General features: G+C 37.0%; 25 protein-coding genes. 20 read left to right on the top strand and 5 right to left on the bottom strand.

The annotated features are described in order from the left end of the window. The first annotated feature begins 4 nt into the window (after positions 1 to 4). The 8 genes from EL194_RS00615 to EL194_RS00650 all read left to right on the top strand — a co-directional run bounded on the left by EL194_RS00615 (position 5) and on the right by EL194_RS00650 (position 6,662). On the top strand, positions 5 to 472 hold the full coding sequence (locus tag EL194_RS00615) for a QueT transporter family protein (RefSeq protein ID WP_003774257.1): 468 nt from the start codon (positions 5 to 7) through the stop codon (positions 470 to 472). A 163-nt stretch (positions 473 to 635) separates the two neighbouring features. Beyond that, on the top strand, positions 636 to 1,442 hold the full coding sequence (locus EL194_RS00620; protein WP_003774258.1) for a 3D domain-containing protein: 807 nt from the start codon (positions 636 to 638) through the stop codon (positions 1,440 to 1,442). 95 nt (positions 1,443 to 1,537) lie between these two features. Next, the gene (gene rnmV / locus EL194_RS00625) at positions 1,538 to 2,095 is read left to right on the top strand and encodes a ribonuclease M5 (protein ID WP_003774259.1); all 558 of its coding nucleotides are present in this window, start codon (positions 1,538 to 1,540) and stop codon (positions 2,093 to 2,095) included. Beyond that, positions 2,079 to 2,891 carry a 16S rRNA (adenine(1518)-N(6)/adenine(1519)-N(6))-dimethyltransferase RsmA gene (rsmA, locus tag EL194_RS00630; protein WP_003774260.1) on the top strand — a complete coding sequence of 271 codons (813 nt, stop codon included), beginning with the start codon at positions 2,079 to 2,081 and terminating at the stop codon, positions 2,889 to 2,891. Before rnmV ends, rsmA begins: the two co-directional genes overlap by 17 nt. Further along, positions 2,884 to 3,726, top strand: a complete 843-nt coding sequence (gene ispE, locus EL194_RS00635; RefSeq protein ID WP_034886656.1) for a 4-(cytidine 5'-diphospho)-2-C-methyl-D-erythritol kinase — start codon at positions 2,884 to 2,886, stop codon at positions 3,724 to 3,726. Before rsmA ends, ispE begins: the two co-directional genes overlap by 8 nt. A 178-nt stretch (positions 3,727 to 3,904) precedes the next feature. Next, positions 3,905 to 5,269: a bifunctional UDP-N-acetylglucosamine diphosphorylase/glucosamine-1-phosphate N-acetyltransferase GlmU gene (gene glmU, locus EL194_RS00640; protein WP_034886658.1), complete on the top strand. Its 1,365-nt coding sequence runs from the start codon at positions 3,905 to 3,907 to the stop codon at positions 5,267 to 5,269. Positions 5,270 to 5,275: 6 nt separating this feature from the next. After that, positions 5,276 to 6,247: a ribose-phosphate diphosphokinase gene (locus EL194_RS00645; protein ID WP_003774263.1), complete on the top strand. Its 972-nt coding sequence runs from the start codon at positions 5,276 to 5,278 to the stop codon at positions 6,245 to 6,247. Then, positions 6,240 to 6,662, top strand: coding sequence for an NUDIX hydrolase (locus EL194_RS00650; RefSeq protein ID WP_003774264.1), 423 nt, complete (start codon positions 6,240 to 6,242; stop codon positions 6,660 to 6,662). The genes EL194_RS00645 and EL194_RS00650 overlap by 8 nt, the downstream gene beginning before the upstream one ends. Here EL194_RS00650 and EL194_RS00655 read toward each other — a convergent pair. Next, positions 6,638 to 9,760 (bottom strand): UvrD-helicase domain-containing protein, encoded by a 3,123-nt coding sequence (locus EL194_RS00655; protein WP_003774265.1) that lies wholly within the window; start codon positions 9,758 to 9,760, stop codon positions 6,638 to 6,640. The genes EL194_RS00650 and EL194_RS00655 overlap by 25 nt on opposite strands. Next, positions 9,747 to 12,179, bottom strand: a complete 2,433-nt coding sequence (locus EL194_RS00660; RefSeq protein WP_003774267.1) for a PD-(D/E)XK nuclease family protein — start codon at positions 12,177 to 12,179, stop codon at positions 9,747 to 9,749. The genes EL194_RS00655 and EL194_RS00660 overlap by 14 nt, the downstream gene beginning before the upstream one ends. Positions 12,180 to 12,288: 109 nt before the next feature. Here EL194_RS00660 and EL194_RS00665 point away from each other — a divergent pair, with 109 nt between their 5' ends. From EL194_RS00665 to EL194_RS00680, 4 genes are all read left to right on the top strand, one after another. After that, positions 12,289 to 13,080 (top strand): hypothetical protein, encoded by a 792-nt coding sequence (locus tag EL194_RS00665; protein ID WP_003774268.1) that lies wholly within the window; start codon positions 12,289 to 12,291, stop codon positions 13,078 to 13,080. After that, on the top strand, positions 13,080 to 13,835 hold the full coding sequence (locus EL194_RS00670) for an exodeoxyribonuclease III (protein ID WP_034886660.1): 756 nt from the start codon (positions 13,080 to 13,082) through the stop codon (positions 13,833 to 13,835). Before EL194_RS00665 ends, EL194_RS00670 begins: the two co-directional genes overlap by 1 nt. A 215-nt stretch (positions 13,836 to 14,050) precedes the next feature. After that, a complete protein-coding gene (locus EL194_RS00675; protein WP_034886661.1) occupies positions 14,051 to 15,787 on the top strand; it encodes a DEAD/DEAH box helicase in 1,737 nt (578 codons plus the stop codon). A 94-nt stretch (positions 15,788 to 15,881) separates the two neighbouring features. Further along, positions 15,882 to 16,862: an acrylyl-CoA reductase family protein gene (locus EL194_RS00680; protein ID WP_003774272.1), complete on the top strand. Its 981-nt coding sequence runs from the start codon at positions 15,882 to 15,884 to the stop codon at positions 16,860 to 16,862. Between the two features lie 17 nt (positions 16,863 to 16,879). Here EL194_RS00680 and EL194_RS00685 read toward each other — a convergent pair whose 3' ends face one another. Then, positions 16,880 to 18,139 carry a replication-associated recombination protein A gene (locus EL194_RS00685; RefSeq protein WP_003774273.1) on the bottom strand — a complete coding sequence of 420 codons (1,260 nt, stop codon included), beginning with the start codon at positions 18,137 to 18,139 and terminating at the stop codon, positions 16,880 to 16,882. 56 nt (positions 18,140 to 18,195) lie between these two features. Between EL194_RS00685 and dtd the strand changes: the two genes are divergently transcribed. From dtd to EL194_RS00710, 5 genes are all read left to right on the top strand, one after another. Beyond that, positions 18,196 to 18,651, top strand: coding sequence for a D-aminoacyl-tRNA deacylase (gene dtd / locus EL194_RS00690; RefSeq protein ID WP_003774274.1), 456 nt, complete (start codon positions 18,196 to 18,198; stop codon positions 18,649 to 18,651). Positions 18,652 to 18,690: 39 nt separating this feature from the next. Beyond that, on the top strand, positions 18,691 to 19,545 hold the full coding sequence (locus EL194_RS00695) for a bifunctional 5,10-methylenetetrahydrofolate dehydrogenase/5,10-methenyltetrahydrofolate cyclohydrolase (RefSeq protein ID WP_003774275.1): 855 nt from the start codon (positions 18,691 to 18,693) through the stop codon (positions 19,543 to 19,545). After that, complete coding sequence (locus EL194_RS00700) at positions 19,538 to 19,741, top strand: DUF951 domain-containing protein (protein ID WP_003774276.1); 204 nt, start codon at positions 19,538 to 19,540, stop codon at positions 19,739 to 19,741. Before EL194_RS00695 ends, EL194_RS00700 begins: the two co-directional genes overlap by 8 nt. Beyond that, positions 19,742 to 20,845 carry a redox-regulated ATPase YchF gene (gene ychF, locus EL194_RS00705; protein ID WP_003774278.1) on the top strand — a complete coding sequence of 368 codons (1,104 nt, stop codon included), beginning with the start codon at positions 19,742 to 19,744 and terminating at the stop codon, positions 20,843 to 20,845. It begins immediately after the preceding gene. A gap of 114 nt (positions 20,846 to 20,959) precedes the next feature. After that, the gene (locus EL194_RS00710; RefSeq protein ID WP_013853459.1) at positions 20,960 to 21,283 is read left to right on the top strand and encodes a cyclic-di-AMP receptor; all 324 of its coding nucleotides are present in this window, start codon (positions 20,960 to 20,962) and stop codon (positions 21,281 to 21,283) included. Between the two features lie 28 nt (positions 21,284 to 21,311). Here the strand turns inward: EL194_RS00710 and EL194_RS00715 are convergent, their stop codons facing one another. Continuing rightward, on the bottom strand, positions 21,312 to 21,491 hold the full coding sequence (locus tag EL194_RS00715) for a hypothetical protein (protein WP_003774282.1): 180 nt from the start codon (positions 21,489 to 21,491) through the stop codon (positions 21,312 to 21,314). A gap of 63 nt (positions 21,492 to 21,554) precedes the next feature. On the opposite strand from EL194_RS00715, the gene EL194_RS00720 reads away from it, so the two are divergent. Then, on the top strand, positions 21,555 to 21,950 hold the full coding sequence (locus tag EL194_RS00720) for a VOC family protein (protein ID WP_003774283.1): 396 nt from the start codon (positions 21,555 to 21,557) through the stop codon (positions 21,948 to 21,950). Continuing rightward, a complete protein-coding gene (locus EL194_RS00725) occupies positions 21,931 to 22,287 on the top strand; it encodes an MmcQ/YjbR family DNA-binding protein (protein WP_003774285.1) in 357 nt (118 codons plus the stop codon). Before EL194_RS00720 ends, EL194_RS00725 begins: the two co-directional genes overlap by 20 nt. Positions 22,288 to 22,307: 20 nt before the next feature. Here the strand turns inward: EL194_RS00725 and EL194_RS00730 are convergent, their stop codons facing one another. After that, positions 22,308 to 23,453: a hydroxymethylglutaryl-CoA synthase gene (locus EL194_RS00730; RefSeq protein ID WP_003774286.1), complete on the bottom strand. Its 1,146-nt coding sequence runs from the start codon at positions 23,451 to 23,453 to the stop codon at positions 22,308 to 22,310. 260 nt (positions 23,454 to 23,713) lie between these two features. Here EL194_RS00730 and EL194_RS00735 point away from each other — a divergent pair, with 260 nt between their 5' ends. Next, positions 23,714 to 24,892 (top strand): acetyl-CoA C-acetyltransferase, encoded by a 1,179-nt coding sequence (locus EL194_RS00735; RefSeq protein ID WP_003774287.1) that lies wholly within the window; start codon positions 23,714 to 23,716, stop codon positions 24,890 to 24,892. Positions 24,893 to 24,938: the final 46 nt, after the last annotated feature.

Genomic DNA, 24,938 nt, shown 5'->3' on the forward strand with positions numbered 1-24,938 from the left:
TAATATGAAAACAAAAGATTTAGCCTTAGAGGCATTAATTGCGGCAGTATATATTGCAGTTACGGTTCTTCTAAAACCTATTTCATATAGCTTTATGCAAGTTCGTATTTCAGAAGTTATGTTGATTCTTGTTTTATTTAACCGCAAACACGCATATGGATTAATTATTGGATGTCTATTAGCGAATTTTGTAAGTGATGCAGGGATTCTTGATGTAATTTTTGGAACTTTAGCAACAGCAATTACATGCTTACTAATGAGTATTACAAAAGATGATCATTTAGCGCTTGTGTGGCCAGCACTTGTGAATGGAATCATCGTGGGAGCAATGTTAGGTTATGTTCTCAATGTTCCTTACTTACCAGCTATGGGATGGGTATTTTTAGGTGAATTTATCGCAACATTTGTACCAGGTATTTTCTTGATTAAGCCATTGAAGAAAAATACCAAGATGCAAGAAATATTCGGATAATCACATAATTTCCCACAATTGAATTGATATCGCAAAAACTCACTTAGATAGTGAGTTTTTTAATTTCACAACGTCTTCACAAACAAGCGAAAGGCAAAATTATTTGCCAAACAAATATTCTTATGCTATTCTTCACAGGTCTTTTTTGAAAGGAGACATTTTAATGAAGAAATACTTAGTGATTATCTACATGGTGGTCATGGTAACAATCATTAGTGGATGTGCCGTGAATGCGGACGCCAATGTGGATATTACCTATCCAGTACTTAATGACATCGCTGAAAATAGCGATGAACCCTATAGGTTTAAAATTAGCGAAAAAATTGAAGATTTAGAAGAGCCTGGTGTTGAAGAACGCGAAGCTTCTGAGGTTGTCTCGGGTGGAGCCAGTTGGATCTATGCCAAGACACAAGATGGTGTACGTGGTACAAAAACAACAAAATACAAAGAAACATATAACATAAAAGACGAATTGTTATCACGTGTAGAAATTCCTGAAGCAGCTGTTATCGAGCCAACAACGCCCACTCTTTACGAAGGTGGACAAAAAGCTCAAGCAGGTGCTTATTACGAAGCAAGCCGTATTACGCGATACGGAGTTGATTGTGACGGCTGTAATATGAACAGTGCGGGTGAAGGTGGTACTGCTGCCGGAGTTCGTGTAAGTACTACAGCAGTTCAACAAGGAGACGGTTCTTGGTTGCCAGGAATTACATATAACGGATATTACATCATTGCAACATCAAGCTCGATTCCAATGTGCTCGATTGTTGAGATATCAAACCACACAGTAAGTGGTAAAGGAATTGAGTACAATGTACCGTTCCGCGCAATTGTATTAGACCGTGGTGGTGCCATTCAAGGGTCAAAAATTGACTTATTTGTTGGTACGGAAACCAATATGGGTGTAACCCAAGGTTCAGTGCAAAATGCTCATGTTGAAATTATAAGCGTGGGTAACGGCTGTTAAAGCTGATGGTAGGGTCTTAAGTAGCCAAAGGTCCTATCAACAAAGACCGAGTATACTCGGTTTTTTTTGTTTTTAAAACATGATATAATTGACACATGAACAAACTAAAGATACAAGAAGTAATTGTCGTAGAAGGAAAGCATGATAAGGAGAAAATCCTCAAATGTGTTGATGCCGATGTTATTATGTCCAGTGGCACCCACATGTCTGCAGAATTCTTAACATTATGTAAAAGAATGAATGAAGATCGTGGCATTATTGTTTTTACCGATCCTGATGGACCTGGTGAAATGATTCGACGTCGTATTATTGAGACGGTTGGATCGTGCAAACATGCATCGCTTCATGTCTTACAAACAAAAAAGAAACAAAAAGTAGGTATTGAACATGCGGACTGTGATGATATTGTCGAGGTTCTAAGTACCTGCTCTACTTTTGCTTTAAACAATGAATCCTTAACGCTTCATGAATTCCAATCTTTGGGACTCAGTGGCGCAAGTGATAGTGCATTGCGTCGTGATTTGTTATCGGAGGCGTTCCGTTTTCCTAAATCAAATGCGAAATCATGCCTGAAATATCTGAATATGCTTAATATTACAAAAGCAGACTGCCTAATGGTTTTGAAAGAGAGTAATTATGAAAACAATCGCTAACTATTCCGTAAGTATGGAATTATTACGTCGCTATGAACGACGCGCAAAGAAACACTTTGGACAAAACTTTATTATTGATCCTTCTGTTGTTCGCAATATCGCATCACAAAGTGGTGCAGGAGGAACGGTTTTAGAAATTGGACCAGGTTTAGGTGCTCTTACGCAACAGCTTGCGGAAACTTACGATAAAGTTATTGCCTATGAAATTGACCCACATATGGTCGAAATTTTAAATGAAACTCTTGAAGAATATGATAATGTGAATGTTATTCATCAAGACTTTTTAAAAGCGGATTTAAGCATGTATACAGAACCAATTACGGTTTGTGCGAATTTACCATATTACATTACAACTCCAATTCTTTTTAGATTGATGGAGTTGGATATCGTCGCAATGACGATTATGGTTCAAAAAGAGATTGCAGATCGTCTGGGAGCGAGTCCACAAACAAAGGACTACAGTTCGCTATCGATTCAAATGCAATACTATTTTGATGTGAAGACTGTTTTAAAAGTTTCGAAGGAATCGTTTCACCCAAGACCTGGTGTTGAGAGTATTGTTATTAAACTGACACCGAAACACCAAACAATGCCTTATGATGAGAAAACATTTTTTGAATTTGTTAAGAAGTGTTTCCAGTTTAGACGCAAGACATTAGTGAATAATTTGAAGACAATCGATAAAGATGTTGATTATGCGACTGTTTTAGAGTCTTTAGGGCTTGAAACAAACATTCGTGCGGATTATTTAACCTTTGATGATTATATCCGCCTATATGGAGCTTTATATGCGTAAAAAAGCGTATGCAAAGATAACACTCTATTTGCACGCAGAAAAAAGGGTTGATAATATGCTTCATTTCAAGAATATTATCGTCCCTATTGATCTTTTTGATATGGTTTATCTAGAGAAGCATGACACCATGCATATCGAAACAGATAAAACATATTTACCGAATGACAAAAGAAATACAGTTTTTAAAGCACTCATGATCATGAAACGACAATTCAATCTTGAAGATAATTTTAAAGTTCGTATCGTGAAAAACATCCCGGCTCAAGCTGGACTTGGTGGAGGGAGTGCGGACGCAGCTTGTGTCATTCGAATGATCGATGAAATGTACCAGTTAAATCTTACGGATGAAGCATTGATTCAGATTGCACGTCAAATTGATGAGGATACGCCTTATTGTCTTTTTAATCAACCGATGGTTGTGGAAGGGATTGGTGACGTATTAACACCTTTAGATTTGGATATGGATCTTTATTACCTTATTATCAAACCAAGTTTTGGTGTAAGTACGAAATCATTTTTAAAACGATTTAAAGACTTTACAGATTTAAAGATGTTTAATCGTTGTCTTGAGGCAATTCATACAAACGATTACAAGCTTTTAGTTGAAAATACGCATAATGATTTCCAACACCCTGTTATAAAACGCAATACAAGACTTAAGAAGGTAGTGCGAATTCTTGAGAAACAAGGTCTTGAAGGCGTTTGTATGAGTGGAAGCGGTACGTCGATATATGGTCTATCCAATCAAAAGGAAAAAGTCATGGAAGCGTATGAGGCGCTAGTTTTAGACTATCCGTTTATTAAATATGGAAAGATTTTAAAATCTAATGATTAATCTGAGTTCTTGTTTTCACAAAGAACTCTTTTTTTTATGAATAAATTCTGGAAGTTGATTTTAAAACACACTATTAGGGACATATCACCCATAGTTTACATTTACTTTTATGAAATATGACGGTTTTACCGAATGTAACAGTTTGAAATGTGTTAAAATGGTTGCGGAGGCGGTCACAATGAAATATGCAATTGTTTTAGCAGCGGGTAAAGGTACCCGAATGAAATCAAATCGAAACAAGGTTATGCATGAAATACTTCATAAGCCTATGATTGGTCATTTAGTTGATCATCTTGAAGCGGTTAATACCGATAAAATTGTAGTTGTTACAGGACACCAAAATGAGCAAGTAGAATCTTACTTGGGTGATCGTGTTGAATATGCATTCCAAAGTGAACAAATTGGAACTGGAGATGCTGTATTGCAAGCACAGCAACTTCATGGAAAAGAAGGTTCTACACTTTTAGTATTTGGAGATTGTGCATTAATTCAGCCAGAGACGCTAAATCATATCTATGAACAGCATGAGGGGCATGATTTAACGGTTATCTCTGCGCAATTACAAAACCCTGGGACTTATCGTCGTATTGTACGTGATAACCAAGGACACATTGATCGGATTATCGATTACCGTAATTTGACAGAATCCGAAGTGTCAATTACAGAAATCAGTCTTGGTATTTATTGTGTAAACAATGAGTTACTTTTTAAATATTTACCAGAGATTCGTGATGAGGAAGTTACAGAAGAAATTAATCTCATTCGTCTTGTAGAGATTTTGAAAAAGAATGGTCATTCAATTCAATCTTTACGTGTATCAGATCACCAAGAGTTTTTAGGTGTGAATGATCGTATGCAGCTTAATGTCTCAAATAAATGGTTACAATCACGCGTAAATGCGAAGCATCTTGCGAATGGTGTAACGATTATGGATCCACAATCAACGTACATTGGTACGGATGTTAAGATTGCGGAAGATGTAACGATTTACCCTAATAATCATATTTATGGTAATACGACTATTGGGACTGGAACGACGCTCTTACCGAACTGTTGGTTAGAAGATGCAATTGTTGGTGAAAATTCCACGATTGATGCTTCTCGCATTATTAACAGTGAAGTTAAAGATTTCGTAACATTGGGACCGTCATCACACCTTAGAATGAATACAGTTGTAGGTTCTCACGCCCGAGTTGGGAATTATGTTGAGTTCAAGAACACTCAATTCGGAGAACATTCAAACTGTGCACACTTGACATATTTAGGTGACGCAATAATTGGAAATAAAGTTAATATTGGCTGTGGCGTCGTAACCGTAAATTATGATGGCAAGAAGAAATATAAGACTGAAGTACGCGATGGAGCATTTGTCGGAAGCAATGCAAACCTAATCGCGCCAATTACTATAGGGGAAAATGCAGTGGTGGCGGCAGGATCGACCGTTAATGGCGATGTTGCTGATGGGGAGATGGCTATTGCACGGCCTCGTCAGGAAAACAAACCTGGATATGGTGCGAAATACAAGAATAAAGAGGGTAAATAAAAGACTATGAGAGAAGAAATGAAAGACAATACAGTTATTTTTGCGTTATCGTCGAACGTAGAACTAGCAGATGAGATTTGTGAGCATTTAGATTTAGAACGCGGCAAAATTGATGTACGTCATTTTGCAGACGGAGAAATCTTGATTGAACCACTTGTTTCTGTACGTGGAAAACATGTTTACATTATCCAATCTACAAGTTCACCAGTAAGTGAAACATATATGGAAGTTCTTATTGCAATTGACGCATGTAAGCGTGCATCTGCAGAAGAAATTACAATTGTAATGCCATATTATGGATATGCGCGCCAAGATCGTAAGGCTCGTGCACGTCAACCAATTACTTCAAAATTGATGGCAAATCTATTACAAACAGCCGGAGCAGACCGCGTTGTGACAATAGACTTGCACGCACCACAGATTCAAGGATTTTTTGATATTCCTACAGATGACCTCACTGCAGTTGCAATGATTGGTCAATACTATAGAAATAAAGACTTCCAAGATGAAGTTGTAGTTGTATCACCAGACCACGGTGGAGCAACTCGTGCGCGTCGTCTTTCAGACACAATTCCAAACTCAACAATCGCAATTATCGATAAACGTCGTACAAAACCAAACGTTGCGGAAGCAATGAACTTAATTGGTGATGTTGATGGGAAAATTGCAGTTGTTATTGATGATATGGTTGATACAGCTGGATCACTCATGGGTGGAATCAATATGTTATATGAAAAAGGTGCTAAAGAAGTTTATTGTGCATGTACACATGGTATTCTTTCAGGACCTGCTATTGAACGTATTTCAAATTCAGATATCAAAGAGTTATTGATTACAAATACAATTTCTCTAAAAGAAGAAGCACGTCAAGAGCCAAAAATTAAAGAGATTTCTGTTGGATATATGCTTGCGAAAGCAATTGAAGCGATTCAATTACATACTCCTGTAAGTACACTCTTTGATTTATTCAATGACTAGTCAAACATTTCTTAAAGTTAATCTCATTATCGTTTTCGACACAAAAGCCGAAAACGTTTTGATGTGTCATCGACAAAAGAATCCTTATAAAGGACTCTACAACTTTGTCGGAGGCAAAAAGAATCCAGGAGAATCCGATATAGAGGGTGCCTATCGAGAACTTTTCGAGGAAAGTGGTATAACCGTAAATGATATTGAAATCAAACCATTGTTTTTTACGCAATATTTTGAAGACGGTATCGAGTTGCAAGTATTTTACGGTTACCTTAACCAAGAAGTCGTTCTCGTTCCAGAAAAAAATCCCCTATTATGGATGCCCATAACAGAGGATTTCTCGGATGACACGCGTTTTGCGGGTCAAGGTAATATCAAACATATGATGGATTTAATTTATGAATCCAAACAAGGTATGTAATGATTTAAGTGGAAACTATAGATATATGTTTTAATTAAAAGCTCTGGGTATATGATACCGAGGGCTTTTTTATATGCTTTGATCTGATCTTCATAACGCTCCACAATAATTTCTAGAGGTGCATTATCACTTTTAAAGTCTACAAGTATCAGTTCGGTTTCGTTGTATACGTAAAAATCAATTACTCCTGCATCGCCATCAATTAAATAAGGAACTTCTTGTTGGATATGTGGATAACGATAGAGTTCTTGAGTAAAAGAATGCTGGTTATAGGCTTGAAGTCTACGTTTAAATTTTGATTCAAAATTTTCAAGGTCTGCTTCAGTCCAAAGTCTATGAGGGAGCTTTTCTACCGCCTCATGTAAGGTGGAACCAAAACCTGTGGCAAATTCAAATGACTTATCGAAATTTAAATCGCGATTTTTAGTAAGGATTGGAACTTCTTGATCTAAAGTCAGAGGCAATTTCTCCGTGAAAATTGTGGATATCTCCTCTTGTTCGATTGGTTTGAGACTGTTCTCCGTAAGTTCCATACCGTCGATAACTCGTATAACGGTATTATGTGGGCTCGCAGCAAGAAGTAAATCAACTTTTCGCTTATGGTTGCGAAGTAATTGATAATCTAAAGATGTTGGTTGATATTCTTTTACTACATCAACAAGAATAAGGTGCTTTTGTGGTCGCGTAAGCGCTACGTAGAGAAGTCGAAGGTTTTCTTCAATTTCTTCGTTGTCTTGTTTAATTTCCATAACCGTTCGAATGAGATTTCGAGAAACAAAGCGCATCGGTAATTCAACATGATTCAAACCAATACCAAAGGTATCGTCATTAAGTAAAATATCACTATGATCACGCACTGCATGCCGTCCCATACCCCACAAGAACACAATTGGAAATTGTAATCCTTTAGATTGATGGATGGTCATGGCAGTTACGATATCAGCATCTTTATTTAAGGGTGATGCTTCACTGCTTGTATCGTCTTTAAACTCCGCAACAAATCGTACAAACCCTTGTAAGGTTGGAACTGAAACTGCTTGGTATTGGATAGCTTTTTCAAGCAGAAAGTCTAAGTTTGTTTTATCTTGAAGCGAAAGCGTGTTATTGTAGACATCATTAAGTTGAATAATTTCTTGAATAATTGAAATGAGATCTTTCGAACGCCACGATAATACCATGTCATCAAGTGATTGATAGAGCTCTGGATTTTCAATTTCCAGTGCTTTTCGAATACTTGAAGCATCCATTAGTTTGAGGGCTGCAATTTGATCGTCAGAATAATTATAGAATGGTGATGTGAGTACTGGCACAAGATAAAAATCATGGAATGTTGTTGCGTAGTTAAGTAAAGCGACAACGGATGCGATGATTTCGGACTTGTAAAAGCCGCTTTGATCATCAATATAATGAGGAATGTTATATTCTTCAAAAGCCTCTTTGAGATACCCTTTACTTGCATGTGATCGAACTAAAATTACCATATCTTTAAAGCGATAGCCTTGGCTATGATAATTAATAATCTCCTGAGCAATATGTTGAGCACGAAGTTGATCAGATGTTTTCTTAAATCGATTATCATGTTTTTCAATAATATGAATTTCTACAGGATGTGTATCTTCACTTTGAGCAGGAATCCCAACATTTACATGATCATGTTCATCATAGGTAATCCCGAATGTGAGGTTCATCAGTTTATCAAATACGTAGTTATTGTACTCAACAATATCTTTTTTCGAGCGATAGTTAAAGCTTAAGTATAAATTTTGTGTTGTATCATCAAGCATTAAATTTTGCATGATATTGGGTTTTGCACCACGGAATCGATAGATTGATTGTTTAATGTCACCAACTCGAAAAATATTGTTTCCAGTCGATATTTTAGTAATAATTTCATCTTGATATTCATTAGTATCTTGAAATTCATCAACCATGATTTCTTTGTATTTATGTTTTACAAGTTCTGAAATTTCTCCGTCATTTTCGTTTAGGATACGAAGTGCCATGGATTCAAAATCATTGAAGTCCAAACAGTTTTCTTCTTCTTTTAACGAAGAAAAGGCTTCTATATAATCTTGTGTCATTTTAATTAAAAGCGAAACAGTTTCTATTTGATTGTTGAGTAATCGGAAGTGTTCATCCAATGGCATGTAATTCTCAAAAATTCGATTGACTGTCTTCTCGATTCGTTTTCGCTGTTCGGTATATACATCATTTTTTGTATCCGCAATTACTTTGAAATTACATACCGTCGGTATTTGGTCATAAAATGAGATATCTTGTTGGTGGATGAGTGATTCCAGTGTGCGTAGTCCTTCCGTAACTTGTAGCAACATTGAACTTTGCTCGAAATACTTCTTACCTTTTTTATCGTTAGGGTCATACGATTCATCTGAGATCGCAATAATTCCTTGAACATCTTTAATAATCTCACGTACTTGACGAAGATAGAAATCAAAAAAGATTTGCTTGAATTCTTGTGGGAAGTCTTTGAAATCGGTAGCACGATATAGTGCTTTAACAGATTGAACCGCTCTTTCCGGATCTTTTTTACTGATTAACCAGTTTGCATTATCATAAATTGCATTTTCTAAGGATTTGTAATCAAGAGGATTTGTTGAGAAAACATCGAGTAGATATTTAAGATTCTCATAATCGTTTTGTAACCATTGATCAAAAGTTTTTCGCATGGCTTGACGTTGGAGTAACTTTGTTTGAGCATCATCAAGGATATTATCAGCACGCGAAGGATTTACCCCAATAATATAACCATAGTTTTTGATAATTGTAAGGCAGAAAGAATGGATTGTGGAAATCTGCGCGGTTTCAACTAAAGATATTTGTTCTGCGATAAAATCGGATTCGTGTTTTCGATATTCGTCATTTAGCGATGCAAGTAAACGTGTTTTCATTTCGGATGCGGCTGCCTCAGTAAAGGTCATAGCACACACTTCATCGATACGGACATTATCCCGAATAATTCGCTTCATTAAACGGGCAATTAAAACTGTAGTTTTACCCGCTCCAGCAGATGCAGATACAATTACATTTTGATTTAATGCTTCAATAGCTTGTTGTTGCTGGGGGTTATAAGTCGTCATGTTTTGGCTCCTCATCTTCTTTCTTTAAATCTAAGTCTTTATCAATTTCAATACTTGAGTCTTCTGGATCTAAAACCCCGTTCATAACATCAGAATAGATGGTTTGGTAGATTTGGGTAAGCAAGGGTTTTATTTTATTCATATCATAGGGTTTTGTCCAAGCGGTAATTACCCCATCTTTGGATTCGCGCAAACCACCAAAATAAGTTGCACTGTCATAGGAGTCTAAGGGTTGTTCAAACAGCCAACCTTTATAGCGTTTTGCTTTAAGCCATTCTGCCTCGAAATCGATGTCTTTTGAAATAACACCTTTTGCGACTTTGTACTCGAGAGAATTTGTTGTTAGGTTCGGGTTTTTAAAACCGTAGTAGTAAACAGCAAGACATTTTTTTTGAAACGCTTTTTCCGCAATCATCGCATATGTTAGTAATTGCAACTGTGTACCAGCTTTAACGTTTTCGGCGGTCATTGCTAACTGGGAACTCTTGTAATCGATAACTTGTACATAATGGTCGTTTTCATCAATACGATCAATAATACCGCGAAGCACAATGCCATTAAACATGGTTTCTTCACGGAACCATCGTTCTTTAGATACAACTTGGAATGTCGTATCAGCCATTGAAGCATCCACAAAATCAACATTCTGTTCCATTAAATCTTGATTTCGATCATAGATCATACGATAGCGTGGATGCGTCATTGGAAATACTTTACGAACATCAGTCCATGGATCTATATTTTTATTATCGTGGTAATACTCCATTACTGCATGATTAACTGTACCAATAATGCGTGGATCAAATTTAAGAATCTCAGGTTCTCGAATTTTAAGACCGCGTTCCATAAAGAATTGATAGGGATCATTTACAAACATTTGAAATGCGGAAATGGAGCCAATAAGTTTTCCATCTTCTAAGTAAAGCTCTTTCGCAAGCGTTGGACTAAGGTGGTGTTTGACGGGTTTTCGATATGTGTTTTGAGTCAAAATCCATGACTTAAGATCTATGTTATTTTCCCGTGCAAATTGCTCAACAGGATAAGAAACTTCCTGTCCTTTTCCCTCATACGTTGCGGAACTATACGATAAAGTCATATTTTTATTATGATCAAAAATATGATTTTGCATTCTAAGTGTGAACTGCGTACGTTCATCCAATCGAGGATAACCCTCAATACATCTCAAGTAAGCTTCATCAATGATACCGGTACGTGAACGAATAGACGGGAAATTTTTAGCGGATAAATTAACGACATATAAATGATCTTGTGGAATAAGTGGGAGTGAGCAATAATCAACGATACGGAGTGGAGAAATATTTTGTTGGTGCGCTTGAAGTGAATCGAGATGCTCCAACATTAATAGATAGGTTTCCTCTTGGTATTCTCCTAAATGTTTTTCAAGTAAAGAACAAAGCGACGTTAAATCACCGTGGGTATGACTTTTGATGACGTTATAACAAGCAATCAGAGTTTCTTTAAAATCTAAATTCATAACCTCATCGAGATATTCTTTAAGTCGAACGACATCTTCTTGAATACGATTTTGGAGTGCAAATAAATCAGGATACGATTCAGTTTCTTCACATAAGTCATAAGCACCAAAGACATCATTAAGTTCAAATTCGAAATGAGTGAGGTAAGTAACGATATCTTCACGACGTTTTAAACCAAATGCTCCGGATTCGATTGCCTTAATTAATTGAAGAATATTTGGGTCAAAAGCAAAATCAAGTAAAGCGCGATACTGAGATTTCATCAGTTCGAAACGACGGTCCTGTAATTTTAGTGGATAACCATAACGCTCGAAAATTGATTCGATAAGTGGTTCAATCATCGATTTATTGGCTACTGCAATGGTTGCTGATTTGTATCCATTACGGATAATATCCTGCACTACGGCTTCGAGTTCACTTCGTGGATTCAATGCAACTTTAAAAAAGATTGAATCTGGTTTTTGTGATTGTGGTTCAATAAAAGGAATATTATGACGCTTTAAAAACGCGTACTCCGCGTGGGATAATCCGTAAGCAACCGCTTCATACTCGACGTCCTCTTGAACAACTGGTTTTTCAAGATAAGGATCAATAAGAGCGAGACATTGAAAGATTTCTTCTTGTAATGGTGTTTCACGAGGACAAGAATCCAAACTCAAACCATATAAATACAGTTCTTGTAATAAGTCTATAAGTACATGCATCGTCTTAGGATATTTCAAAACTTCTTGAAGACGAGGGCAATTACATTTTTGGAGTTGATTAAACACCGCAATTTCCACAGATCGACGGTGTGTATCCGATTCAAAAAAAGCAAGTTTAAAATCACGAACTGCTACCCCGAGATAATAATCCTGTTTTGATAATAAAATTTGCTTTAAATCTTCATGGAAGATTCGATTACTAACGATGATTTTGTGCATAAAAAGCCCCCTTTAATATCAATTATAAGGGATATTGAGTGGAAGTGTATGGGTCTTTTAAAATTTCCTTAAATATGTCATGATATAGAAGTAAACAAAGGGGGAAACTATGGGGTTAGTTTATGCTATGAGTGAGATCAAAGATAAACGTCAGGGGGGCCATGCATGTACATTTAATGGTTTTCTCGAGGATTATTTAAACTTTGATTCTGCTCAATATAAAGAATTACTTGAAAATGTTTTAGAGATGGATGATTCCATACGTGTTATGGAGAATGTACGTATCCAAATAAATAAAGATTTAGTAGCGAATAAAATTATACGCTATAAAGATGTCCATAAAATTCCGAAAGGATACATTAAAGCACCCTTAATTTTGTATAGTGAAGGACAAGAACGAGAATTCGCATTGATTCTTGTTGATCGTAACTATCTTGAAGCAAAAGGTATTTACTATTGTTTAACTGAACAAAGGGGAATCTTAGGGGCTTACCGTCATAATGTATTGGTATTACCAATTGAAGAAACTGAGATTATATTGGAATTGTTGAAGATATTACCAAGTGATCGACCAACAATTGCATCACTTCAACGCGAACAAGATCGTCGACATTATCGTGATACAGAAATGCTTATTGAAACAGCCATTGCAAAAGGCCAAGAAAACATTGCGTATATCAACCAAAGTCTTCGCGATGACCCACAAGGTCGAGCAGATCGAATTCACCAAACAATCGCATCATGGTTTTTACTTAAAAAAATGCTTTATGTTCAATATATGATGGATAAGGACACCTTACTTAAAATAAACAATGGCGATATCAAATTACATCGCCAAAAAGCAAAAGAACATTGTAACAAAATAGAATTTATACCATTTAGTGAACTTTGGAGGATATGATGAAACTAATTTCGTGGAATGTTAATGGTTTACGTGCCGTTATGAAAAAAGACTTTGAAGGGATTTTTGAAGCAATGGACACAGATGTTCTTTGTCTTCAAGAAACCAAAATGCAAGCGGGTCAATTAGATTATGATCCGGAAGGCTATTATGCATATTATAACTATGCAGAGAAAAAAGGATATTCAGGCACTGCGGTTTATACACGCATAAAACCACTTAATGTTACCTACGGAATCCAAGAAGATGAACATAATACAGAAGGTCGTGTCATAACATGTGAGTATGATGATTTCTTTCTTGTTTGTGTTTATACACCCAACTCACAACCAGAATTAAAACGTATCGATTACCGTATGCAATGGGAAGATGATTTTAGGGAATATCTCAAAATGTTGGATGAGACTAAACCTGTAGTCTTATGTGGGGACTTAAACGTCGCTCATAAAGAGATTGACTTGAAAAATCCTTCAGCGAATCGTAAAAACCCTGGCTTTAGTGATCAAGAACGTGAACAATTCACCAATCTTTTAGATGCTGGATTTATTGATTCGTTCCGTGAATTACATCCAAACGCAATCGATCGTTATTCCTGGTGGAGTTACCGTGCCAATGCACGTAGTCGAAACACAGGGTGGAGAATTGATTACTTCGTTGTTTCAGAGCGACTAAGAAATGCTATAGAAGCGGCAGATATTCTCGATCAGGTTCTTGGAAGTGACCACTGTCCCGTAATGATTAAACTCAATTTCTAATAGCTACCTCTTGATGATTTCGCATCAAGAGGTTTTTTATGCAATTGTGAATCGGGTGAAAATCTAATGTTAATGATAATCGTTGTATACTCACAATCACGTATATAATGTAAACGGTATCTTAAAAATGATTAAACGATATCGGTGTAAATCCATGACTTTTGTCGATGATAATGGTATACTATCACGGTGTGTTGAAAGAAGTAGGAAAATTAATGACATTTAAAGAACTAGAATTAGAAGAAGAAATCGTAAGAGCAGTAACCGAGAAAGGTTATGAAGAGCCAACTGATATACAATCACAGGCAATTCCAATATTGCTTGGTAATCATGACTTATTAGCTCAATCTCAAACAGGTACAGGTAAAACTGCGGCGTTTGGGTTACCAATGCTAAGTTTGACTCAACCTGGAGATAAGAAACGAACAAATTCGTTAATCCTATGTCCTACACGTGAGTTATGTATGCAAGTGGCTGAAGAAATGAGAAGTTTCTCGAAGTATAAACAAGGCGTTAATATCGCATGTGTATACGGTGGTAGCCCTATTGATAAACAAATTAGAGACCTTAAACGTGGTGCAGACATTGTAGTCGCAACACCGGGTCGTTTAATGGATCATATTCGACGTAAGACAATCCGTTTAGATGATTGCCGTCATATTGTCTTGGATGAAGCTGATGAAATGCTAAATATGGGATTTATTGAGGATATTGAAGAAATTTTTTCATTCCTTCCTGAAGAACGCCAATTCGCATTCTTCTCAGCAACAATGCCTAAGGAAATCGTTAAATTAAGCGAGAAATTTTTGGTTGAACCAGAAAGAATCACACTATCTCGTAACAATCTAACTGTTTCTCGTATTAAACAAATCTATTACACTGTTGAATCAAGAGATAAAGTTGATTTAACAATTCAATTATTACAATTGCATAAAACAAGTGGAACAATGATATTCTGTAATACCAAAAAGATGGTTGATGAACTTACAACGCAATTAAATAAAGCGGGATTCCCTGCTTTAGGGTTACATGGAGACATGAAACAAGAAATGCGTTCAATGGTAATGAGCCGCTTTAAAAAAGGTATGGTTTCTGTGTTAATTGCAACGGATGTTGCAGCACGTGGAATCGATGTTGACAGTATGGATGTAGTTATTAACTACGATATACCTCAAGAATTAGAATATTATGTACACCGTATTGGACGTACAGGTCGTGCTGGTAAAGAAGGTCTTGCAATCACTTTAGTATCACGTAGACAACGTTATGCAATTAAGCAAATCGAACGTTTATCAAATTCAACTATTGTTGAAACACCACTACCAACTAAGGAGCAATTAAACGACTTAATGGTAGATCAACTTGCTCGTGAAATCCGTAAATGGAATGATCATGAACAAGGTAAACTCTTTAATATCGCGTATGAAGGTCTTCGTAATGAGAACTTTACACAGGAAGAAATTATTGTTGCTTTCATTAATAAGATGATTAGTGAATCAAACTTAGAAGCAATCAAAGTTTCAAAACAAAAAGATGTTAAGAATAAAGGTGAAATATCACGTATTGGACTATCAGTTGGAGACCGTGATGGTATCGCTGCAGCTCACCTTGTAAGTGCAATTGCAACTGCAAGTGGAATTCGCGGAAAAGATATCGGACGTATCAAAATTGATGACAATGAAAGTACCGTGGAAGTTCCTCGTGAATTTGCACAAGATATTATTAATAAATTATCAGACACAAAAATTAATAGTAAAGATGTGACCGTTACTATGGTTGATGAATTTGCACAACCAACACCTCGTGGTGGACGTAATGGACGCGGAGGACGTGACTCACGTCGTGGCGGTGGAAATGATCGTCGCCGTGATGGTGGTGGTCGTCGTGACGGAGGTCGCCGTGATGGCGCAAAACGTTCAAGCGATCATGGTCGTCGTAGCAACAAAGGATAGCAAAAAGATGGGTTTACCCATCTTTTTTTTGTGCTTAATTCGAAAATACTACTATTTATGCTATTATATCAATAACAACACTCTAGGAGGTCTTATGGAATATAAAGCGCTCGTTTTAAATACCGATCAGGATAATGTCATACCAGAAGTAAAAATACTCAATACGGATGATCTAAATCATGATGTTTTAATTAAGGTCTCTTACGCTAGTGTCAACTATAAAGATGGACTTGCGATGAGACCCAAGACACGCGTTGTGGGAGAATATCCTACAGTTGTCGGTATTGATTTCACTGGTACGATCGTTGAATCGAATGTGGATAAATTCCATATTGGTGATGAAGTTATTGTAACCAGTCATGATATCTTGAAATATCAAACGGGTGGTTTTGCGGAATATGCCTCTGTTCCTGCTTCAGAAGTGACATTACTTCCAGAATCACTCAGTTTAAAAACTGCCGCAATTATTGGAACAGCTGGATATACTGCCGCACTTTCTGTTTATCGTATGATGCAACAAACAAATCCAATGAAACGTGATCCCGTATTGGTTTTAGGGGCAAGCGGTGGTGTTGGATCTGTTGCATGTGCAATTTTGGATCGGCTTGGATACCCAGTTACAGCAGTGAGTCGTAAAAAAGAAATCGCCCGTGATTATTTTGACACTTTAAATGTAAAAGAAGTATTGCATCCAGATGAATTGACTGCAGAATCTCTCAAACCACTTGGGAAAATGATGTGGACTGCAGTTATTGATCCAATTGGGGGTAAATATAGTTCATATCTCCTACCACATTTGAATTACGAAGGGGTTTATTTATTAAGTGGTAATACAGCGGGAGCTAAATTTGAAACCACAGTATTTCCATTTATCTTACGGGGAATCCAAGTGATCGGGATTGATTCGGTGAATAATAATCTCAAAGACGTACTATGGGGATTAATTGCGACAGATTATAAACCTCGAAATATTCATGCACTCTGTGACCGCGAGATAAGCCTTGAGGATGTGCCTCAAGCACTTGAAGATATCCTTGAAGGTAAAATGATGGGACGAACTATTGTGAAATTGTAAAAAAAAACCGTAGGTATCTACGGTTTCTTTTTTTCTTTGAGTTTTCTTAGATTATTCGTACGTTGAACTTTTTTAAGTTGTTCATAATTTGAAGCGTAGGTTTTTTCTGCGGAATTTAGATTTTGAGGACGATAGAATTCCTCGTTTCTAAGTTCATCAGGTAAGTATTGGATTTTATGCCACAAATCATTACGGTCATAATCATACATATCTTTGTCATCAACTCCAACAGCATTTAACCGAAGATACTGTGGTACTTGGTGTGCTGTTTCACGTACAGTTTTCAAGGCCGCATCAATACCATGTTCTCCTGCTTTCGATTTCGGAGAAAGTGCGCACTCAATTACAACGACACTTAAGGGTAACTTTGCTTCCGGAAATCCGATGCGTTTTGCAGCATCAATTGCGGTCACAACACGAGCACATAATGCGGGATTCGCAAGTCCGATATCTTCGTAGGCAATCGCAATAAGTCTGCGTTCAATCGAATCCATATCGCCCACATGAATTAATTTCGCAAGATAATAGAGTGCTGCTTGCACATCACTTCCACGAATTGATTTTTGGAAAGCGCTAAGGGCATCATAATGATTGTCACTGTCTTTATCCATCGAAATATTGACAGAGAGACTTAGTTTTTCGAGATGTTTTTCTGTGATGATGTCATCTCGCGTGGATTGTACAAGTAGGTCAAGTGCATTAAGCGCATAACGAGCATCACCATTACAACTTGAAGCGATGGACTCTAGCACATCTTCTTGAATGACTTGATTGTTTTCAAATACAGCAGAAGCACGCTTAAGTATGGACACAATATTATTATAAGAGAGCGGTTTAAATTCAAATAAATGTACGCGTGATCGAATTGCGGGATTGATCGAAAAATAAGGATTTGCAGTCGTTGCACCAATCATCGTGATAAGACCACTTTCCACATGTGGTAATAAAATATCTTGTTTATCTTTATTTAAACGATGAACCTCATCGATAATCACAACAAGACCACTGCTCATTTCGGCTTCAAGAAAAAGCGCATCAAGTTTCTTTTTATTATCAGTAACCGCATTAAAAAGACGATACGGTCGTTTTAACGAATTAGCGATGGCCATCGCAGTCGTTGTTTTTCCCGTACCGGGAGGTCCAAAGAATATCATGGAATGCAAGTTACCGCTCTCCACAACATTTCGTAAAATTTGATTTTCACCAAGTAAATGTTCTTGTCCGATGATATCATCAATCGTTTCAGGTCTTACTCGGAATGCTAATGGTTTGTTCATAAAATCACCCTATATATTGTAACATGTTTACGGTAGAATAGAGATGAGGTGATTTCATGAAAATCGTTATACAAAAGGTAAAAGAAGCAAAGGTCATTGTGGAACAAGAAGTAGTAGGAGAAATTAAGCAAGGTTATATGCTTCTTGTTGGGATGGAGACTGGTGACACAGATGCAGATATTAAAAAGGCAGTGGATAAAATAGCGTCAATCCGTTTATTTGATGATGCAGACGGTAAGATCAATTTAAGTATTCAAGATGTTGGGGGGGCGATATTATCCATTTCTCAATTTACATTAGCTGCGGATTGTCGTAAGGGAAACAGACCAAGTTTTAGTAATGCTATGGAACCGACTCAAGCAAATACGATGTTTGAGGCATTTAATACGGGATTAAGAAATCATGGCATTGATGTTGAAACGGGGATTTTCCAAACGCATATGAATGTTGTTTTGGATAATGATGGACCAATCACCATTATGCTTAATATTAAAGATGGTAAGGTAATTTAAGGTGTGGTATTATTATAGACGTTAATTGGAGATGATAACATGACAACAATACTGGATGGATTAGCTGTTTCAAAAGCGATACGAGCTTCATTAAAAGATGAAACGGAAGTACTGATCAAACAGGGTAAACGTGCGCCTTCACTAACGGTTGTGATCGTAGGCGATGATCCTGCTTCCCAAACGTATGTGAACTCTAAAGTAAAACAATGTAAGTCTGTAGGGTTTTCTTCACAGGCTATTTCGTGTGAAGTGGATACAACTCAAGAAGCCCTTTTAAAAATCATTCGTACATTAAATCACGATAACGATGTAGATGGTATTTTAGTACAGTTGCCGTTACCGAAACATATTGATGAGAATGTTATTATTGAAGCCATTGATCCCCAAAAAGATGTAGATGGTTTACACCCGTTAAATGTTGGGTATTTGGAATTAAATCGACCAGGATTTGTTTCGTGTACGCCTAAGGGGATTGTGCGATTGTTGGATTGGTATAATGTGGAGCTTGAAGGTAAACGTGCATTAGTGATTGGACGAAGTCGTCTTGTAGGTAAGCCTGTTTCAACGCTTTTAAGCCAAAAGAATGCGACCGTAACGTTAGCGCACTCAAAAACAAAAAACTTAGAGGAACTTGTTCGATCTAATGATATAATTGTGGTTGCTATGGGTAAACCAGAAGCAATTCCAGCTTCATGGATTTCAGATCAACACGTACTTGTTGATGTAGGGATTCATCGCATAGATGGAAATCTAAGAGGTGACGTAGATCGTCGCGCTTATGAGATTGCAGCTTATGCGACGCCAGTTCCGAAAGGCGTAGGCCCGATGACAATTGCCAGTTTACTGGAAAATACAATGATTGCATATAAACTTAAGGAGTGTCAGCATGATTGATAAAACATATGGTTTAGGTGATATTGTACAAATGAAAAAAGATCATCCATGCAAAAAATCACAATATTTTAAAATAACACGTATGGGTGCAGATATTAAAATTAAGTGCGAAGGGTGTGGGTCGGTCATTATGCTCACACGTCAAGATTTTGAAAAAAAATTAAAAAAAGTAATCGAAAGAAACGAGGAATTATAGATGGCATTAACAGCAGGAATTGTTGGATTACCAAACGTTGGGAAATCCACATTATTTAACGCAATCACAAAGTCACAGGTAGAAGCAGCAAACTATCCATTTGCGACGATTGCACCAAACGTCGGTGTTGTAAAAGTAAACGACCCACGACTTGACACAATTCAAAAATTTATTGAGTCTAAGAAGATTATTCCTACAACTTTTGAGTTCACCGATATTGCAGGACTTGTAAAAGGTGCTTCAAAAGGTGAAGGATTAGGAAATCAATTTCTATCAAATATTCGTGAAGTGGATGCTATCGTACATGTTGTGCGTTGTTTTGCAAACTCAGATATTGTGCATGAGCATGGTATTGTCGGAGATCCAATCTCAGATATTGAAATTATTGAAATTGAACTGATGCTTGCGGATTTACAAAGTGTGGAAAACCGAATTTCTCGCGTAGGACGCAAAGCGAAATCCAATGATAAAGAAGCAATGGCGGAAATGAAGTTATTAGATCGTGCTAAAGAAACACTCGAAAATAACCGACCATTAAGCGATCTTAACTTAAATGAAGATGATGAGAAACTTGCACGTACATTCCATTTCTTAACCATTAAACCTGTCATCTATGTAGCGAATATTGATGAAGACAGTCTTATGGACATTGATGGGAACGAAATGTACCAAAAAGTAAAAGCTTATGCGGAAGCACGTTCATGTCGTGTTATTCCAGTATGCGCTAAGGTCGAAGAAGATTTATCAAGTCTTGAAGATGATGAAAAAGCAGCATTCTTGTCAGACTTAGGTGTTCAAGAAAGTGGTTTAGATGTATTAGTTCGAAATAGCTATGAAATCTTAAACTTACGTACATTCTTCACTGCAGGTCCTCAAGAGATTCGTGCTTGGACTTTTGTGAATGGTATGAAAGCGCCACAATGTGCTGGAGTGATTCATACAGATTTTGAAAAAGGATTTATTCGTTCTGAAACTTATAATGTAGAAGATTTAGAAGCATACGGAAGTGAACAAGCAATTAAAGAAGCAGGAAAAATGCGTTCAGAAGGTAAAGAATACGTCATGAAAGATGGCGATATTGTACACTTTAGATTTAATAATTAATGAAAAGAACCCCCTATCTACACTAAATTGGATAGGGGGTTTTATGTTAATAAAAAAAAGAACCATCGATTTATTTTATGGTATAATGAAACAAAGGTAAGAGGAGGGAATCTTATGAAATTAGTATTAGCTATTGTTTCAAATGATGACAGTTCTGTAGTTTCAAATGCATTAAATAAAGAAAACTATCAAGTAACACGTCTCGCTACAACCGGAGGATTCTTACGCGCAGGGAACACAACATTAATTATTGGTGTTGATGATGATCGCGTGGAAGGATGTTTAGAAATCATTGGTAATGAATGTAGTAAACGTACGGAAGTCGTACCATCTACAGCATCCTATGATATCGGACGTTATGCGTCATTCCCTGTGGAAGTCCAAGTTGGTGGCGCAACAGTATTTGTGATGGATGTTGAACAATTCCATAAACTTTAAAAAGAAAGAACGTGAGCGTTCTTTCTTTTTAAATTAATTCAAAGTATTCTGGCCATCGATATTCCCGTATGGGCATAGGACGGTTATTATCAAAATAGAGGACAAGTGCGGGTTTAATGCCATTCCAGTTATCCACAATTTCAAAATGAGTGAGATGCCCATCGGCAATCAGTTGCTTTGCTTTCGCATGATAATTATAATATGCCATAACTTACCCCGCTTTCATCCATATTCTATACGATTTAACAATAAATATAAAGGCGGTAGCACTATGAAACTAACACCCAATTTAATGGTTACAAATGTGAATGAAAGCATCCTGTTTTATCAAGAAGTTTTAAACATGGCTGTTTACGATAAAGTGGAGACTGAATCTGCCGCTATATTCGCAATTCTTGGTATTGGTGAAACAACGTTAATGCTTGAAGAGAAGGAAGCATTGATCGAAGAATATCCAAGTCTTAAAACAGATTCAATCAAGCCTTCATTAACCCTTTTTATAAAAGTTGAAGATGTTGAAGCTGAATATGAACGGCTCAAGACTCATCCAAATTTAGTAAAAACACTGCATAAAACATTTTATGATACATGGGAATTTGCTCTAACAGATCCTGATGGTGTGGTGATTACACTTGCAGGAGGTCCCTATGAAACCGGAGAAAATTAAACAAGTATGTCTTCAAAATAAAGGGACTGTGTATGATTTTAAAGAAGAATGGAATGCGGAACGTGCGCTTGTCGGCGGAAAAATGTATTTGATGATGGGAACAAATAAAGAAGGCGATCCCATTGTAACGGTTAAAGCCGAGCCAAGCGAAGGTGCCCGCTATCGTGAGATGTATCCTGGAATAATCACCGAAGGTTACTATATGAATAAAGTTCATTGGATTTCAATTCGTATGGATAAGGAAGTGGATGAAACACTCATTGAAACACTTATTAATGAGTCGTATGAACTTATCTTTAAGAGTTTAACTAAGAAAATGCAGACTGAGATAAAATAAAAAGTTCCGTGAGGAACTTTTTATTTTGTTTTGTAATAGCGTCGATGTTCGAAAACAGACTCAAGTGTAAATTTGGATGCATCCGATTTAAGTATTTGATGACTTCCATCAGTAACAAGCTGTGCTTTAAACTGTGCTTCATATTCTGGAATTGATAACTTTGTACGCTGATCAAGTTCTGTTTGATGCGTTTTGAGTAAATGATCTTTGTAATTAGGTTGTAAGATTCCTGAGAAGAATTCACCAACGGCTCCAGAACCATAACTGTATAAGCCAATACGATCACCTTCAGTTAAGGACCCTTGTTCGAGGAGACTGAGTAAACTTAGGTAGAGTGATCCTGTATAAATATTACCGACTTGACGGTTATAGTGCGTACTCTTTTTAAAGTTTTCAAAAAGACTTGGGTTTGTTTCTTCGCTGGCGATGAGTTTAAGGGTTTTGAGCCCGAGTTTTGTATAGGGGATATGGAAACAGAGAGCTTTAAAATCATCGATTGTACGTTCTGTTTTCTTGAGATAATCCTCATATACTGTTGTGAAGAGACGTTGGTATTGTTCGTTTGAGTATTTCCCATCTACAAAAGCCACGTCACTGTAATTCGGTCTCCAGAAATCCCAAATATCATCTGAGAAATAAGAAGCATTTGCTTCAAGTGTCATGATTTTTGGATTTGTACTGACTAACATCGCTACGGATCCAACACCTTGAGTTGCTTCGCCACCAGTATTAAGACCGTATCGTGAAATATCACTTGCGATTACGAGTGCTTTCTTATTTGGATTTAAAGCAATATGACCTTTCGCAAGTTGAAGCCCTGCAGTTGCACCATAGCATGCTTGTTTAATTTCAATACAACGTGCAAAGGGATTAATTCCCAATAATGTATGAATTGAGGTTGCCCCTGCTTTTGATTGGTCAATGCCAGATTCTGTAGCCAAAATAACAAGATCAATGGCTTCCTTATCCGCATCACTCAATATTTTTGAAGCAGCATTAGCCCCTAATGTAACTGTATCCTGTGATATAGGACATACAGCTTGTAGATCTTGTCCAAGTCCGAGCGTATATTTGTTTGGGTCAATCCCGCGTGCGTGCGCAAGATCAACCATATCTATATACGTTAATGGGGCATAAAACCCTATTTTATCAAGTCCAATTTCCATGGAATTTCTCCTTTTTCAATATGCTTTAATTATAATAGTGTCCTGACGAATAAGCAAAAATTATGTGTTATTCAAAAGAATTTCACACGAAGTAAGTCTTTTTGAGCATAAACTTATGGTATCTTGTGTGAAAATGCGCTCTTTTTCATCTCAAATGGTAAACTATGTTTCGAGATAGAGATAGGCGTTACAGAAAATGTTGTGTTTATATATTGTAAACGGTATAATTGTCTAGCCGACATTTTAGAAGGAGTGATTTTTTGCGAGACGTAGTTATAGTCAGTGCTGCGCGCACTGCGATAGGTAAATTCGGGGGAAGCTTCTTGAAGACTTCAGCTGTAGAATTAGGAACTGCAGTGATTAAAGAAGCGATTCATCGTGCAAAGATTTCGCCGGAAGATGTTGAATACGTAGTAATGGGTAATGTCATCCAAACTGGATTAGGACAAAACCCTGCGCGACAAGCATCGGTGTTTTCTGGAATTCCCTATTCAACACCAGCCATGACAATTAATGAGATGTGCGGTTCGGGGATGAAGTCAATTCATCTTGGAATGCAATCCATTATGCTTGGTGAGAAGGATGTTGTAGTAGTGGGTGGTTTTGAAAATATGTCGCAAGCACCTCATATAATAAAGAATGGTCGCTTTGGTTCGAAATTTCAAAACTTGGAAACAGAAGATACAATTCAAAAAGATGGTTTTGTTGACGCGTTTACCAATGAATTGATGGGTGTTACAGCGGAAACAGTCGCTGAACAATTTAATATATCCCGTGAGGATCAAGATGCGTTTGCTTTGGAATCACAAATGCGTGCAACACGTGCTCTTGAGGCAGGACTTTTTAAAGATGAAATTGTTCCAGTTAATAATGGACGTGATCTTATCGATACGGATGAGTTTATCAGAACAAATTCTACGCTTGAAGGACTTCAACGTTTAAAACCAAGTTTTAAACTTGATGGAACGGTTACAGCGGGTAATGCTTCTGGGGTTAATGATGGTGCTGCTGCACTTGTATTAATGAGTCGAGAAAAGGCAGAGGCAATGAATTTAGATATTATTGCTACCATTAAAGGCTTCTCGGAAGTAGGCGTTGATCCTGAAATTATGGGTTATGCACCTTTCTATGCAGTTAAATCCTTAGCGGAGAAAACAAATACAGATTTAAATACAGTTGATCGATTTGAATTAAACGAAGCCTTTGCTTCACAATCGTTAGCGGTATGTAGAGATTTAAATTTAGATTTAAATAAAGTGAATGTTAATGGGGGAGCGATCTCAATTGGGCATCCAATTGGTGCATCGGGCGCTCGTATTATGGTTACTTTAATTTATGAATTAATTCATTCAGATACAAAACGTGGTATTGCTTCGTTATGTATTGGTGGCGGCATGGGTGTCGCAATGATGATTGAACGAGAAGAACCTACGAAGTAGGTTCTTTTTTGCAGGGATTATCGCGATTGTTTAATATTTAATCCTT

The sequence above is a fragment of the Erysipelothrix rhusiopathiae genome (genome assembly GCF_900637845.1).
Taxonomy (GTDB): Bacteria; Bacillota_I; Bacilli_A; order Erysipelotrichales; family Erysipelotrichaceae; genus Erysipelothrix; species Erysipelothrix rhusiopathiae.

Coding starts and splice junctions, on each gene's coding strand:
- EL194_RS00670 (WP_034886660.1), top strand. CDS start 13,080: ATGAAACTAATTTCGTGGAATGTTAATGGTTTACGTGCCGTTATGAAA.
- ychF (WP_003774278.1), top strand. CDS start 19,742: ATGGCATTAACAGCAGGAATTGTTGGATTACCAAACGTTGGGAAATCC.
- EL194_RS00710 (WP_013853459.1), top strand. CDS start 20,960: ATGAAATTAGTATTAGCTATTGTTTCAAATGATGACAGTTCTGTAGTT.
- EL194_RS00680 (WP_003774272.1), top strand. CDS start 15,882: ATGGAATATAAAGCGCTCGTTTTAAATACCGATCAGGATAATGTCATA.
- EL194_RS00720 (WP_003774283.1), top strand. CDS start 21,555: ATGAAACTAACACCCAATTTAATGGTTACAAATGTGAATGAAAGCATC.
- EL194_RS00655 (WP_003774265.1), bottom strand. CDS start 9,760: ATGACGACTTATAACCCCCAGCAACAACAAGCTATTGAAGCATTAAAT.
- EL194_RS00620 (WP_003774258.1), top strand. CDS start 636: ATGAAGAAATACTTAGTGATTATCTACATGGTGGTCATGGTAACAATC.
- EL194_RS00665 (WP_003774268.1), top strand. CDS start 12,289: ATGGGGTTAGTTTATGCTATGAGTGAGATCAAAGATAAACGTCAGGGG.
- EL194_RS00715 (WP_003774282.1), bottom strand. CDS start 21,491: ATGGCATATTATAATTATCATGCGAAAGCAAAGCAACTGATTGCCGAT.
- EL194_RS00675 (WP_034886661.1), top strand. CDS start 14,051: ATGACATTTAAAGAACTAGAATTAGAAGAAGAAATCGTAAGAGCAGTA.
- rnmV (WP_003774259.1), top strand. CDS start 1,538: ATGAACAAACTAAAGATACAAGAAGTAATTGTCGTAGAAGGAAAGCAT.
- EL194_RS00615 (WP_003774257.1), top strand. CDS start 5: ATGAAAACAAAAGATTTAGCCTTAGAGGCATTAATTGCGGCAGTATAT.
- EL194_RS00725 (WP_003774285.1), top strand. CDS start 21,931: ATGAAACCGGAGAAAATTAAACAAGTATGTCTTCAAAATAAAGGGACT.
- EL194_RS00645 (WP_003774263.1), top strand. CDS start 5,276: ATGAGAGAAGAAATGAAAGACAATACAGTTATTTTTGCGTTATCGTCG.
- EL194_RS00700 (WP_003774276.1), top strand. CDS start 19,538: ATGATTGATAAAACATATGGTTTAGGTGATATTGTACAAATGAAAAAA.
- EL194_RS00695 (WP_003774275.1), top strand. CDS start 18,691: ATGACAACAATACTGGATGGATTAGCTGTTTCAAAAGCGATACGAGCT.
- rsmA (WP_003774260.1), top strand. CDS start 2,079: ATGAAAACAATCGCTAACTATTCCGTAAGTATGGAATTATTACGTCGC.
- ispE (WP_034886656.1), top strand. CDS start 2,884: ATGCGTAAAAAAGCGTATGCAAAGATAACACTCTATTTGCACGCAGAA.
- dtd (WP_003774274.1), top strand. CDS start 18,196: ATGAAAATCGTTATACAAAAGGTAAAAGAAGCAAAGGTCATTGTGGAA.
- EL194_RS00730 (WP_003774286.1), bottom strand. CDS start 23,453: ATGGAAATTGGACTTGATAAAATAGGGTTTTATGCCCCATTAACGTAT.
- EL194_RS00650 (WP_003774264.1), top strand. CDS start 6,240: ATGACTAGTCAAACATTTCTTAAAGTTAATCTCATTATCGTTTTCGAC.
- glmU (WP_034886658.1), top strand. CDS start 3,905: ATGAAATATGCAATTGTTTTAGCAGCGGGTAAAGGTACCCGAATGAAA.
- EL194_RS00660 (WP_003774267.1), bottom strand. CDS start 12,179: ATGCACAAAATCATCGTTAGTAATCGAATCTTCCATGAAGATTTAAAG.
- EL194_RS00685 (WP_003774273.1), bottom strand. CDS start 18,139: ATGAACAAACCATTAGCATTCCGAGTAAGACCTGAAACGATTGATGAT.